General features: G+C 62.0%; 12 protein-coding genes. 8 read left to right on the top strand and 4 right to left on the bottom strand.

Going from position 1 to position 13,301, the window contains the following annotated elements:
- Positions 1 to 16: 16 nt before the first annotated feature.
- On the bottom strand, positions 17 to 1,456 hold the full coding sequence (locus ACK59L_RS09200) for a hypothetical protein (RefSeq protein WP_196136921.1): 1,440 nt from the start codon (positions 1,454 to 1,456) through the stop codon (positions 17 to 19).
- A gap of 224 nt (positions 1,457 to 1,680) precedes the next feature.
- Between ACK59L_RS09200 and prfB the strand changes: the two genes are divergently transcribed.
- The 7 genes from prfB to ACK59L_RS09165 all read left to right on the top strand — a co-directional run bounded on the left by prfB (position 1,681) and on the right by ACK59L_RS09165 (position 8,462).
- Positions 1,681 to 2,776 (top strand): peptide chain release factor 2 gene (prfB, locus tag ACK59L_RS09195; protein ID WP_110606993.1). Its coding sequence is split into 2 segments (ribosomal slippage): positions 1,681 to 1,752 and positions 1,754 to 2,776, totalling 1,095 coding nucleotides; the frame shifts between segments, so codons are not numbered across the junction.
- 92 nt (positions 2,777 to 2,868) lie between these two features.
- Positions 2,869 to 4,371, top strand: coding sequence for a lysine--tRNA ligase (gene lysS / locus ACK59L_RS09190; RefSeq protein ID WP_409273143.1), 1,503 nt, complete (start codon positions 2,869 to 2,871; stop codon positions 4,369 to 4,371).
- Positions 4,372 to 4,560: 189 nt separating this feature from the next.
- Positions 4,561 to 5,265: a TetR/AcrR family transcriptional regulator gene (locus tag ACK59L_RS09185; RefSeq protein WP_027913840.1), complete on the top strand. Its 705-nt coding sequence runs from the start codon at positions 4,561 to 4,563 to the stop codon at positions 5,263 to 5,265.
- Between the two features lie 28 nt (positions 5,266 to 5,293).
- Complete coding sequence (locus tag ACK59L_RS09180; RefSeq protein WP_409273141.1) at positions 5,294 to 5,842, top strand: hypothetical protein; 549 nt, start codon at positions 5,294 to 5,296, stop codon at positions 5,840 to 5,842.
- A gap of 124 nt (positions 5,843 to 5,966) precedes the next feature.
- Positions 5,967 to 7,244 carry a flavohemoglobin expression-modulating QEGLA motif protein gene (locus ACK59L_RS09175; protein WP_144965239.1) on the top strand — a complete coding sequence of 426 codons (1,278 nt, stop codon included), beginning with the start codon at positions 5,967 to 5,969 and terminating at the stop codon, positions 7,242 to 7,244.
- Positions 7,216 to 8,139, top strand: a complete 924-nt coding sequence (locus ACK59L_RS09170; protein WP_409273138.1) for an alpha/beta hydrolase — start codon at positions 7,216 to 7,218, stop codon at positions 8,137 to 8,139. Before ACK59L_RS09175 ends, ACK59L_RS09170 begins: the two co-directional genes overlap by 29 nt.
- Positions 8,136 to 8,462, top strand: coding sequence for a hypothetical protein (locus tag ACK59L_RS09165; RefSeq protein WP_058639547.1), 327 nt, complete (start codon positions 8,136 to 8,138; stop codon positions 8,460 to 8,462). The genes ACK59L_RS09170 and ACK59L_RS09165 overlap by 4 nt, the downstream gene beginning before the upstream one ends.
- Before the next feature lie 87 nt (positions 8,463 to 8,549).
- Here ACK59L_RS09165 and ACK59L_RS09160 read toward each other — a convergent pair whose 3' ends face one another.
- The 3 genes from ACK59L_RS09160 to ACK59L_RS09150 all read right to left on the bottom strand — a co-directional run bounded on the left by ACK59L_RS09160 (position 8,550) and on the right by ACK59L_RS09150 (position 10,417).
- A complete protein-coding gene (locus ACK59L_RS09160; protein ID WP_027913844.1) occupies positions 8,550 to 9,332 on the bottom strand; it encodes an OmpA family protein in 783 nt (260 codons plus the stop codon).
- A 50-nt stretch (positions 9,333 to 9,382) separates the two neighbouring features.
- On the bottom strand, positions 9,383 to 9,796 hold the full coding sequence (locus ACK59L_RS09155) for a DUF4398 domain-containing protein (RefSeq protein WP_023534068.1): 414 nt from the start codon (positions 9,794 to 9,796) through the stop codon (positions 9,383 to 9,385).
- Between the two features lie 279 nt (positions 9,797 to 10,075).
- Positions 10,076 to 10,417 (bottom strand): pilin assembly protein, encoded by a 342-nt coding sequence (locus tag ACK59L_RS09150; RefSeq protein WP_100852116.1) that lies wholly within the window; start codon positions 10,415 to 10,417, stop codon positions 10,076 to 10,078.
- A 197-nt stretch (positions 10,418 to 10,614) separates the two neighbouring features.
- Between ACK59L_RS09150 and ppc the strand changes: the two genes are divergently transcribed.
- Positions 10,615 to 13,242: a phosphoenolpyruvate carboxylase gene (gene ppc, locus ACK59L_RS09145; protein WP_409273135.1), complete on the top strand. Its 2,628-nt coding sequence runs from the start codon at positions 10,615 to 10,617 to the stop codon at positions 13,240 to 13,242.
- The last annotated feature ends 59 nt before the right edge of the window (positions 13,243 to 13,301 follow it).

The following is a 13,301-nucleotide window of genomic DNA, read 5'->3' as shown; positions in this document are numbered from 1 at the left end:
TTTCCAATGAGGAGCTTCATCGCGAAACGGCTTGGTCCGTGTCGGCATAAGTGAAGGGATATCCTTTCACTTGGCGCAGGTCTAGCGCGACGATCGGCACCCAGAGGTTGGTCCTTTCTTTATATTTGCGCTGAAATGTCTTGGCGTCGTTCAACGATGTGGCGTCATTTCGGCGATAGAAAAAGGCCTCGATCGGCAGGCGTGTGCCGATTGTGCTGGATTGCGCCGCGTTCAAGGGCAGCGTTTCACCATTGGCCAGCCAGATTTTCGCCACAAGTTCATTCCATCTGGCCATTTGCAGGTTGGGAAACGTCGACTGCGGGAGGTTGCGTACAGCTACGCTGAGTGCAAACTGCCCGGCATTCATCGTGCTGAGCGAGCATTGGTAGGAGATATGGGAAAGCCCCTTTGTGAATGCCACCCAACTTTGATAGGTCGTTGCATTCACCGCTTCGCAACTGCTGTTGTCGCCCGGGGTCAGTGCCCTGGTTCTGCGGCCACAGCCGTGTTTCTGGCGCTCGCCTGCAAAGGTCCAGGCGTCATGAGCATAGATGCACTCGAACTCTACAGCTCTGCCCTGGCGGAGTGCCTCGCGTTGGGGAAAGAAGATGAAGCCGGCCCTGCGGTAGAAGTCGGTGACCGCTGAGTCGATTCTGTAATAGGAAAACGAAATACCCTGTACTTGAAGGGCCGAGGGGCTGGGTAACCAAGGGTCGAATGCACCGTTGTCCACTGAGCGGATGACGATGCCGTTGCAGTAGTAAGCCGGGTAATCGTTTCTTCCAGAGTAAGAACAGCGGCTGGCGGTATTGCGATAGCGGGTATTGAGGCTGGCGGCGACGTCATTCCCGCTGGTGGCTACGACCGAAATCGTTCGCGGGCGTGAGTACACCAGGCGATTATTGCCCCTGCCAATAGCGACGGTAATATCCGCTTCACGCCCGACGTAACTTGCCAATTCGCGTATCGGCAGGACAAGGCTTATCGGTCCGGCCCCATAGGAGGTCATGGGTTTGGAGACGAAGGTGGTCTGTCGAGATCCTTTGGGCGCCAGGCTGATGCTCAAGGTGTCGCCTTGACGCATGCGAGGGTTACTGTAGCTGATGCTGACGAACTGGCCAGCGCGGGAGATATTGATGCGGTTTCCACCGCGCACGCCCAGTGTCCTGAGCGTCGAAAGCTCGCGAGCCTCGGCTGCTGGGTCGTTCGAGGGAGGCAAGGGGTTGTCTGCGGTTGTCTCTTCGACTATTGCTACAGGTGGGTCTTCCAGTTCCAGCCCAGGTTCTGGCATGTCCTCGGCTGCGGGGATGATTGTCAGGGTATTCGTGTCATGCGACGGCTTACCGGCTTCCAGCGCATTTGTTGTCGTGCTTGCCCAACTCAAGGCCAGGACGATCAATGAGGGTAGTAGTTTGGGATGAGTGCGCGAATACAGAGGATGTGAGAGCGCGTGCATGATAGCGGTCCGTACTCAGTGGATTGACGCATTTAGTAATGCGTAAAATCCATGATCGAGAAACTGGCAAAAATATCAGGTGCGCATCAGGACAAGACTCGGGCTGATCGATCGGGCGATTTGAGCGCGGCTGCCCGGCGGGGCTGCCCGGCGGGACTGCCGCCCTGGCATGAATGGCGTTATACTCGCAGGCTTTTCACCGAATTCGCACGAGTAGCCTGCCCATGGAAATCCAACCGATCCTGAACACCATCAAGGACCTCTCCGACCGCTCCCAGTCCATTCGGGGGTATCTTTGACTACGATCTCAAGCATGACCGCCTGATCGAAGTCAATCGCGAGCTGGAAGACCCCAACGTCTGGAACAAGCCTGAGTATGCCCAGGCCCTGGGCCGTGAGCGGTCCATGCTGGCGCAGGTCGTCGAGACCCTGGACAAACTGTCCAACGGGTTGGCTGACTGCAAGGACCTGCTGGACATGGCCGTGGAAGAGGGCGACGAAGGCGCTGTCGGCGACGTCGTGACCGAACTGCAAGGCCTTGAAGAAAACCTGGCCCAGCTCGAGTTCCGTCGCATGTTCAGCGGCGAGATGGACATGAACAACGCCTACCTCGACATCCAGGCCGGCTCCGGCGGTACCGAGGCGCAGGACTGGGCCAACATCCTGTTGCGCATGTACCTGCGCTGGGCCGACAAGCGTGGCTTCGACGCTACCATCATCGAACTCTCCGAGGGCGAAGTGGCTGGCATCAAGGGCGCCACCGTGCACATCAAGGGCGAGTACGCCTTCGGCTGGCTGCGCACCGAGATCGGCGTGCACCGCCTGGTGCGCAAGAGCCCGTTCGACTCTGGTGCCCGCCGCCACACCTCGTTCTCGGCCGTGTTCGTCTCGCCCGAAATTGACGACAAGGTCGAAATCGAGATCAACCCATCGGACCTGCGCATCGATACCTACCGCTCCTCGGGCGCCGGTGGCCAGCACGTCAACACCACCGACTCGGCAGTGCGTATCACCCACGTGCCGACCAACACCGTGGTGGCGTGCCAGAACGAACGCTCCCAGCATGCCAACAAGGACACCGCCATGAAAATGCTGCGGGCCAAGTTGTACGAGCTGGAAATGCAGAAACGCAATGCGGCCTCGCAGGCGCTGGAAGACAGCAAGTCGGACATTGGCTGGGGCCACCAGATCCGCTCCTACGTGCTGGACGACTCGCGCATCAAGGACCTGCGTACCGGCGTGGAACGCAGCGATTGCCAGAAAGTGCTGGACGGTGACCTTGACCAGTACCTGGAAGCGAGCCTCAAGCAGGGGCTGTAAGCCACACCCTATCGCCGCGCCACCGGCCCCTTGCCGGTGACGCGCGCCCTGCCCGCCAAGGGCAACGAATACCTGATGGAAACAAAGACGACATGAGCGACCTGAAGACCGAATCGCAAGACCTGCAACAGGAAGAGAACGCCCTGATCGCCCTGCGCAAGGAAAAGCTTGCCGCAGAACGCGTCAAGGGCAATGCCTTCCCCAACGACTTCCGTCGCGACAGCTACTGCAACGACCTGCAGAAACAGTACGCGGACAAGACCAAGGAAGAGCTGGAAGCAGCCGCGATCCCGGTCAAGGTAGCGGGCCGTATCATGCTCAACCGTGGCTCGTTCATGGTCATCCAGGACATGACCGGCCGTATCCAGGTCTATGTCAACCGCAAGACCCTGCCCGAAGAAACCCTGGCTGCGGTCAAGACCTGGGACCTGGGCGACATCATCAGCGCCGAGGGCACCCTGGCCCGCTCGGGCAAGGGTGACCTGTACGTCGAGATGACCCAGGTGCGCCTGCTGACCAAGTCGCTGCGCCCGCTGCCCGACAAGCACCACGGCCTGACCGACACCGAGCAGCGCTACCGCCAGCGCTACGTCGACCTGATGGTCAACGAAGAAACACGCCACACTTTCCGCGTGCGCTCGCAGGTCATCTCGCACATTCGCAAGTTCCTCATCGAACGCGACTTCCTCGAAGTCGAGACGCCGATGTTGCAGACCATCCCGGGCGGTGCAGCGGCCAAGCCGTTCGAAACCCACCACAATGCCCTGGACATGGCCATGTTCCTGCGTATCGCGCCTGAGCTGTACCTCAAGCGTCTGGTCGTCGGTGGCTTCGAGAAGGTCTTCGAAATCAACCGCAATTTCCGCAACGAGGGGGTTTCGACGCGCCACAACCCTGAGTTCACCATGCTCGAGTTCTACCAGGCCTATGCCGACTACCGCGACAACATGGACCTCACCGAGGAACTGTTCCGCGAGCTGGCGCAGCTGGTGCTGGGCTCTACCGATGTGCCGTACGGCGACAAGGTCTTCCACTTCGGCGAGCCGTTCGTGCGCCTGTCGGTGTTCGACTCGATCCTCAAGTACAACCCCGAGCTGACCGCTGCCGACCTGCAGGATGTCGACCGCGCCCGCGACATCGCCCGCAAGGCAGGGGCCAAGGTGCTGGGCCATGAAGGCCTGGGCAAGCTGCAGGTGATGATTTTCGAAGAGCTGGTCGAGCACAAGCTGGAGCAGCCGCACTTCATTACCGAGTACCCGTTCGAGGTTTCGCCGCTGGCCCGTCGCAACGACGAGAACCCTGCGGTGACCGACCGTTTCGAACTGTTCATCGGCGGGCGCGAAATTGCCAACGCCTACTCCGAGCTCAACGATGCCGAAGACCAGGCCGAGCGCTTCCTGGCCCAGGTGGCCGAGAAGGATGCCGGTGACGACGAGGCCATGCACTACGATGCCGACTTCGTGCGCGCGCTGGAATATGGCATGCCGCCAACGGCGGGCGAGGGCATCGGCATCGACCGCCTGGTGATGCTGCTGACCAACTCGCCATCGATCCGCGATGTGATCCTGTTCCCGCACATGCGTCCGCAGGCCTGAGTGAAGTCGAAAAAGCCGCCTTTTCAGGCGGCTTTTTCTTGCCCGAAGCTTTATGTTGTCATCACCGGCCCGCTCGCGATTCAATCCTTGGCCAAGTGAATCTACGATTCCAATGCCTGGGGCCAGATCGGACGCGAACGGGCATGCTCCGACCAGACACCGTACATGAGGTACTCCATGACAACCGCCATGGCTCAACAAGGGGCTGCCGGCATCGCCACCGCCGTTGCCGAAAGCGTGCGTTACCAGGGTCGCAAGACGGCCCGGCAAGGCAGCGAACAGCGCCGCCAACTGATTCTGGACGCCGCCATGCGCATCGTGGTGCGCGATGGCGTTCGGGGCGTGCGACACCGTGCCGTCGCCGCAGAGGCAGGGGTACCGCTGTCGGCCACCACCTACTACTTCAAGGATATCGAGGACCTGCTCACCGACACGTTCGCCCAGTACGTCGAGCGCAGCGCCGCCTACATGGCCAAGCTCTGGCTCAACACCGAAGCGGTGCTGCGCCAACTGCTGGCCCAGGGCGACGGCAGCCCCCAGGCACGGGCAAAACTGGCCGATGAGGTGGCGCGCATGACGGCCGATTATGTGCAGCGCCAACTGCTCACCCGCCGTGATTTCATGATGGCCGAGCAGGCGTTTCGCCAGGAAGCGCTGTTGTGCCCACGCCTGGCCGAGCTGGTGTGTGCCCACGAGCAGATTCTGCTGCACGGTACGCGCCAGCTGCTACAAGTCGTTGGCTCGCGGCAGCCGGAACAGGATGCACAGATGTTGACGGCGATTATCGAGCAGATGGAATATCAGGGCCTGCTCAAGCACGCCGAGGCGCAGGCCGATGGGCCGATGCTGGCGATGCTTACCCGATACCTGCAGTTGGTGCTGGCGTCGGCTTGAGCCCGACCTTTTCGAGGAAGAAAACCTGATGAAAGCCTGGCGTGTGGTGCTATTGACGCTGTCATTCCTGATGCTGGGCGGTTGTCTGGTGACATTTTCCGAACCGCTGCCAGGCAAGTCCTCGGCACCCAAGGGGCTTGTGGGCAGCTGGACCACCAAGGACGCCTGGGGCGAGCCGCTGAAGCTGGTCATCACGCGTGCCGACGCAGGGGCCTACAGGGCGGTGGCTACACCCAAGGGCAAATCTGCGCAGACCTATGTGTTCAACGTGGCCCAGCAGGGTAATCGCTGGTACCTGTCGGCGCGGGTGCCGGGCGAACTTGGGGGCAACTACGTGATCGGTGGTTTCGATATCGTCGATGGCAAGGAGCTGGTGGTCTATAACCTCGATGTGCAGCAAGTGCAGCAGGCCTTGGGCAGCAAGGAATTGAGCGGGCACAGCACCGAAGTGGCGCAGGACAACGGCGAGGGTGTGCTGGTGGACAGCCCGCCAGAGCGAGTCCTGGCCTACCTCAACGACCCCGCGAATTCGGACCTGTTCGTGGAGGCAGTGCGTTTCAAACGCGCTGGCAAGTGACAGGGCAGGTCTCGGGTGATTCGCGGGTGCGTCAACGGCGCGCGCCCACCCAGGCTGCTCGACACCTGAGTGGCCCGACACGAGCGGGACATGGCTTGGCCTGACGGCCGATAAGGATTTCTTTGTGGACGAGTACCAGCAAACCATTCGCGCCCTGTCCGACCGTATCGTGGCCGCGCAAACGCCGATTCGCGTGCTCGATGCAGTCAAGTGGGACGATGGCATCCGCCGCGGCTTCTTCGAGGCCAAGGGCAAGGTGCCGCCTGCCGTGGACCGCGCCTATTACCAGGCGCGCTCACTTGGGTTCGACTCCAGCGCAGTGAAAGCGGAGTTCCAGGCCATCGAGCGTGACATCATCCGCCAGCTTGGCCAGTTCAGCCCCGTGGGGCAGATCATGAAACGCATGTGCCGCGAGTACCGCATGGTAGTGCGCATGCTCGAGGCCAGGGGCACGGAAGATTTCGGTCTGATTTCCCAGGAGCTGTACGGCGCTGCCTCCGACGTTTTCCATGCCGGTGACCCGACCCTGGCCGACCTTGGCTTGATGCTGTCGGACTACCTGAACAACATCGATGGGCGCGGCGACCTCAAGGACGAGCCGAAGAACCTGACGGCCAAGCAAGCGGTGGATATTCTCCAGTGCCGGTTGAACAAGGTGTTCGGCGAAGCCGAAGGGACCATCCGCGTGTTCGAGTCCGACGGCATCGTGGCCGATGCCGCCGCCGGTGCCGACTACATCAAGGTGCGTGCCGATGCCATGTTCAACGCGCGTGATGTACGGGCCTTGGAAGTCCACGAGGGGCTGGTGCATGTGGGCACCACACTCAACGGCCTGAACCAGCCTATCTGTACGTTCCTGGCCAAGGGCCCGCCTTCCTCGACGGTGACCCAGGAAGGCCTGGCCATCCTGATGGAAGTCATCGCTTTCGCGTCCTACCCCAGCCGCCTGCGCAAACTGACCAACCGGACCCGTGCCATACACATGGTCGAGGACGGTGCGGACTTCATGCAGGTGTACCAGTTCTTCCAGGAACAGGGCTTCGACATGGGGCAGAGCTACAGCAATGCCAGCCGGGTATTCCGTGGGTCGGTGCCCAATGGCTTGCCATTTACCAAGGACTTGTCCTACCTCAAGGGCTTCATCATGGTTTACAACTACATTCAGTTGGCCGTGAAGAAGGGCAAGCTGGAGCAGATACCACTGCTGTTCTGCGGCAAGACCACCCTCGAAGACATGCGCACCCTGCGCCAGCTCGTCGAGGAGGGCTTGGTGGAGCCGCCCAAGTACCTGCCTGAGCAATTCCGGGACCTGAACGCCTTGTCGGCCTGGATGTGCTTTTCCAACTTCCTCAACCACCTGAGCCTGGACCGTATTGAAACCGACTACGCGAACATCCTTTAACGGGCTGCGCCTGCTGACGGCAGGCATGCTGCTGGTGCTGCTGGGCGGGTGCAGCGGCTTGCTGTTCTACCCTGAGCGAGGCCAGGCGTTCACGCCTGAGCGGGCCAGGCTCGCTTACAGCGATGTCACCCTGGTTGCCGCCGACGGTGTGCGCCTGCACGCCTGGTGGCTGCCGGCCAAGCAAGGTGTGGCGGTCAAGGGCACGGTGCTGCACCTGCACGGCAATGGGGGCAATCTGCCCGGTCACCTGGGCGGCAGCTACTGGTTGCCGGAGCAAGGTTACCAGGTGCTGATGATCGACTACCGAGGCTACGGGCTGTCCGAGGGCAAGCCGCGGCTACCTGAGGTCTATCAGGATATCGCTGCCGCCATGGCCTGGCTCGATCATTCCCCGCAGGTCAAGGGCAAGCCTCTGGTGTTGCTGGGGCAGAGTCTGGGCGGTGCCATGGCCATCCACTACCTGGCGGCCCATCCCGAGCAGCGCGAACGCTTCAGCGCTCTGGTGTTCGACGGCGTTCCTGCCAGCTACCGAGCGGTGGGCCAGTACGCCTTGAGTACCTCGTGGATGACCTGGCCACTTCAGGTGCCCTTGTCCTGGCTGGTGCCCGATGCCGATAGCGCCATCGAGTCCGTCGGGCAGCTGACCAGCCCGCCCAAGCTCTTTTTCCACAGCATCGATGATGACCTGGTGCCGATGAACAATGTCATCCGCCTGTATCAGCAGGCGCCGCCGCCTCGAGTGCTGCAGTTGACCCGAGGTGGGCACGTGCAGACGTTCGCCGACCCCACCTGGCGCGAAGTGATGCTGCGTTTTCTGGATGATCCCAGCCATTTCACCGGCCTGCGGCGGCTTGCCGAAGTGCCCAATGCCTATGACGAGAAGAACCCGCAATGAGCGAAGAACGCAACGCCATACCGCTGATCCTGACAGGAGTCGGCAGCATCATCGTGACGGTGGGGGCCCTGTGGTACTACGGTTACCTGCACTTCGCCAAGCCTGAGGATGCCTTGTTGCTGCAAGACTTCACCATGCTCAAAACGGTACCCGGCGAAGACTACAAGGTGTCATTGGAGCCGGCAGCGCAGGTGGCCCAATGCGCCGAGGGTGTGCTGGTCCTGTTCGACACCCAGCAAAAAGGCCTCAGTGGCGTGCTGGTCGACAGCCGTAAGCGCGCCGTGCGCTGTGTGGGCGCAGACACGCCGCAGCAGGTGCGATAGGTCTTCGTGGCTAACCGGTAGCACCAAAAAAGAACCCCGCGCTGGAGGGACGCTCCAGCGCGGGGTTCTTCGTCCTGCCGTGCGGCGTTATTTCATCGAAGAACGCGGTGCAACAGGCTGGTTGTCGTTGGAGATGGTGACTTCCACGCGACGGTTTTGGGCGCGGCCCGAGTTGCTGGAGTTATCCGCTACCGGATACTCCTTGCCGTAGCCTTGGGCAACGATGCGAGCTGGGTCTACGCCTGCGCGGACCAGTGCCATGCGCACGCTGCCGGCGCGACGCTCGGACAGGGACTGGTTGTAGCTGGCCGAGCCGACGCTGTCGGTGTAACCCTCGACGATCACCTTGCGCTCAGGGTTTTCCTGAAGGAACTGAGCCAGCTTGGTGATGTTCGGGTAGGCATTGCTCTTGAGCTCAGCCTTGTTGAAGTCGAACAGCACGTCGCCGAAGGTCACCAGGGTGCCGCGTTCGGTCTGCTTGGCGTTCAGGCTCTGCTGCAGCTTGGCGATCTGGGCGTCACGGGCGTCCAGCTTGGCCTGTGCGCGCAGCGCGGCGGCGTTTTTCAGGTCGCCTTCGGCGGTGCGCAGGGCGATGGTCTGCTTGGCCACTTCAACGCGCTGGTTGGTCAGGTAGGCCAGTTGGTCGACCTTCTGCTCGTCTTCACGGTCCATGTAGGCCTTGTCGGCCTTGTTCAGCCAGTCCTGGGCGTCCTTGGTTTCAAGGGCAGCCACTTTGCTGGCCTGCGGATCGCTCTGCAGGGACGAGAAGTTGGTGCGAGCCGCTTCCAGGTTGGCGTTCGGGTCGTGCGAGCAGGCAGCGAGACCGACGCTCAGGGCCAGGAGGGCGGGAATCATGACGTGTTTGCGCATAGTGTTCATCCTTTGATCGAGTGCGAAGGCTAAGGGAGACAGGGCAGGGCTCACTGAGCGCTGCGCAGGCCTTCCTCACGTACGTCCTGGGCGCCTTGACGGGCGTCCTGCACGGCCTTCTGGGCCTTGGCCGCCTGGGCCTTACGTTCGGCGAGACGCGCGTCCCATTCGGCCTGTTCGGCCAGACGCTTGGCTTCGTCGTACTTCTTGTCATGCATGGCGATTTCGGCCTGCTTGAACTTGTCCTGAGCGGCTTTCATTTCGACAGCAGCGTACTCGGTGCCGCCTGCGCTGACGGCAGAGTTCACGGCGGACTGGGTCACGGCGTACTGTTCGGTGGGCGGGTTGCCTGCACAGCCAGCCAGGACCAGGCTACTGCCCAGGGCCAGCGCGGCCAGCTTGAACCCGCGCACGTAAGTGGATGAAGGTTTGACAGTGCGGGTTTTCATGGTGGTCAGCTCCATTGGATCACTCCTGATAATGACGATGTCCGTAGCAGTCCATCGCTCATCCCCCGGACCGTTTTCATGCGCTTGAGCTCAATGGCGCACAAGTACCGGTGTGCAGGGTTTTAGCGTGATGGCTATTGGCTCCGACTGGAAGAATTTTCGAATAGTTCAGTAAAAAGTCCAGATTACGAGTAACTCTTTCTGACTAATCGGTCAGCTGCAATCCAGCGGAACTTTTGCCTGCTCAAGCGGTTTTAGTCCTGATCTGCAACCGAAATTGTGGCCGAGCGAAGATCATTTCTCATCGTTCTCAGGCTCATTCAGCGCATGCAGGTGCTGCCGTGAAAGGGCGAGAAAGCGGGGTGTGGGACCTACATCTTCGTACAAGGGATCGCCTTCCTCATCTGTGGCGATGACCTGATGCCCCTGCACGTAGGGGAAGCTTGCCTCCAGCTCCTCCAGCGCGGCTCCGACCAATTCGCCAAGCAGCGCTTCGGCGGTACGCTTGGGGTACATGTCGATGAGCGCCGCCAGGCGCGCTTCGGACTCCAGATCAAGGTGCAACACATGTTCGGTACGGCTGAGGGTGCCGGCCGCGTTCTGTTCCCAGTGCTGGGCGAGTTCACGAATTTTCATGATGACCTCTGTTGGCGCCTGCTAGGGCATGCAAGGCATGAGAGTGGTGACCATCAACATTAGTTTGCTTTGGGTCCGCATGGCTTGCCATCGCCGCCTTGCTCTTGGCACTCTGGCACAAGGTCGCGGCCTTACAGGCGGCGCGATGAGCCTAACAAGGCATGCCAGGCGCTCGAGCTGCGCCACGGAGAGGGCCAATGACCGATATCGATGTGCGTCTGCGTGAAGATGTCCATGTGCTGGGAGAGTTGCTCGGCGAGACTGTTCGTCATCAATATGGCGATGAGTTTTTGCAGAAGATCGAGGACATTCGCCACAGTGCGAAAGCTGATCGACGCAGCGCAGGCGAAGAGCTCAGCTCGACCCTGGGTGACCTGGATGATGATGAGCTGTTGCCGGTGGCCAGGGCGTTCAACCAGTTCCTCAACCTGGCCAACATGGCCGAGCAATACCAGCTGATACGGCGTCGCGATGCCGATCAGCCCGAGCCTTTCGAGGCGCGCGTGCTGCCTGAGCTGCTGGCCCGCCTCAAGCAGGCCGGCCATGACGATCAGGCCCTGGCGCAGCAGCTGGCTGACCTGGATATCCAGCTGGTGCTCACCGCGCACCCTACCGAAGTCTCGCGACGTACCCTGATCCAGAAGTACGACGCCATCGCCGCCCAGCTGGCCGCCCAGGATCATCGCGACCTGACGCCTGCTGAAACCGCGCAAATCCGCGAGCGCTTGCGCCGTCTCATTGCCGAGGCCTGGCATACCGAAGAGATCCGCCGTACACGCCCGACGCCCGTGGATGAGGCCAAGTGGGGCTTCGCCGTGATCGAGCACTCGTTGTGGCAGGCCATCCCCAACCACCTGCGCAAAGTCGATCATGCCTTGCACGAGGCGACCGGCCAGCGTCTGCCACTGACGGCAGCCCCCATCCGCTTCGCTTCGTGGATGGGCGGCGACCGGGACGGCAACCCCAATGTCACCGCCAAGGTCACCCGAGAAGTCCTGCTGCTGGCGCGCTGGATGGCAGCGGACCTGTTCCTGCGCGACATCGATGCACTGGCGGCAGAACTTTCCATGCAACAGGCCAGTGCTGCCTTGCGCGAGCACGTGGGCGACAGTCCGGAGCCTTACCGTGCGTTGCTCAAGCAACTGCGCGACCGCTTGCGGGCAACACGCAGTTGGGCGCATTCGGCTCTGTCTGCCAGCGTACCGCCTGGGCCTGACGTGCTGGTGGACAACCGCGAGCTGGTTGCACCGTTGCAGTTGTGTCACCAGTCGCTGCATGACTGCGGCATGGGCATCATTGCCGATGGCCCGCTGCTGGACTGCCTGCGCCGGGCCGTGACCTTCGGCCTGTTCCTGGTCAGGCTGGACGTGCGCCAGGATGCCGCGCGCCACCGTGATGCGTTGAGCGAAATCACCGAGTACCTGGGCATGGGCCGGTATGCCGATTGGGATGAGGAACAGCGTATCGGCTTCTTGCAACAGGAGCTGGCCAACCGCAGGCCACTGCTGCCAGCCCACTTCGAGCCTCAGGACGAGACGGCCGAGGTTCTGGCCACCTGCCGGGAAATCGCCGCTGCGCCAGGCGCCTCGCTGGGCTCGTATGTGATTTCAATGGCAGGTGCGGCATCGGACGTGCTGGCGGTGCAATTGCTGCTCAAGGAGACCGGCCTGGCCCGCCCGATGCGGGTGGTGCCGCTGTTCGAAACCCTGGCCGACCTGGATAACGCGGGCCCTGTGATGCAGCGGCTGTTGGCGCTGCCTAGTTATCGCGCCGGGCTGCACGGCCCTCAGGAGGTCATGATCGGCTACTCCGACTCGGCCAAGGATGCGGGCACCACGGCCGCTGCCTGGGCCCAATACCGCGCGCAGGAAAGCCTGGTGCGCATTTGCGCCGAGCACCAGGTCGAGTTGCTGTTGTTCCATGGCCGAGGCGGTACGGTGGGGCGCGGCGGCGGCCCGGCTCACGCCGCCATTTTGTCGCAACCTCCGGGTTCGGTGGCGGGGCGATTCCGCACCACCGAACAAGGGGAGATGATCCGCTTCAAATTCGGCTTGCCCGGCATAGCCGAGCAGAACCTCAACCTCTACCTGGCCGCCGTGCTTGAAGCCACACTGCTGCCACCGCCGCCCCCGCAGCCGGCCTGGCGCGACCTCATGGACCAGATGGCTGCCGATGGGGTCAAGGCGTACCGCGACGTGGTGCGTGAGCACCCGGATTTCGTCGAGTACTTCCGCCAGTCGACCCCCGAGCAGGAGTTGGGGCGCCTGCCGTTGGGCAGTCGCCCGGCCAAGCGACGTGCCGGCGGTATCGAAAGCCTGCGCGCCATCCCCTGGATTTTCGGCTGGACCCAGACCCGACTGATGCTGCCAGCCTGGCTGGGTTGGGAAACGGCACTGAACAATGCGCTGGCCGCCGGGCAGGGCCCGTTGCTTGCGCAGATGCGCGAGCAGTGGCCGTTTTTCCGCACGCGCATCGACATGCTGGAGATGGTCCTGGCCAAAGCCGATGCACAAATTGCAGAGGCCTACGACCAAAGTCTGGTGCAACCGCACCTGCTGCCTTTAGGTGCGCAACTGCGCGACCTATTGTCGCAGTCGTGCCAGGTGGTGCTGAACCTGACTGGGCAGCAGGTGCTACTGGCGCATAGCCCTGAAACGCTGGAATTCATCCGCCTGCGCAACACTTACCTGGACCCGCTGCATCGGCTACAGGCAGAACTGCTGGCCCGTTCGCGTAACCGCCAGGCCGCTCTGGACAGCCCGCTGGAGCAGGCATTGCTGGTGACCATCGCCGGTATTGCCGCAGGGCTGCGCAACACCGGTTGAGGGGAGGGGGCAGGGCTGCTCCAGAACGGCGCAGGGGGGCACCGAACAGCTACGGTACG

The organism is Pseudomonas sp. KCJK9111 (assembly GCF_046231935.1).
GTDB classification, from domain to species: domain Bacteria; phylum Pseudomonadota; class Gammaproteobacteria; order Pseudomonadales; family Pseudomonadaceae; genus Aquipseudomonas; species Aquipseudomonas parafulva_B.
This window is presented reverse-complemented; position numbering and strand designations above follow the sequence as displayed.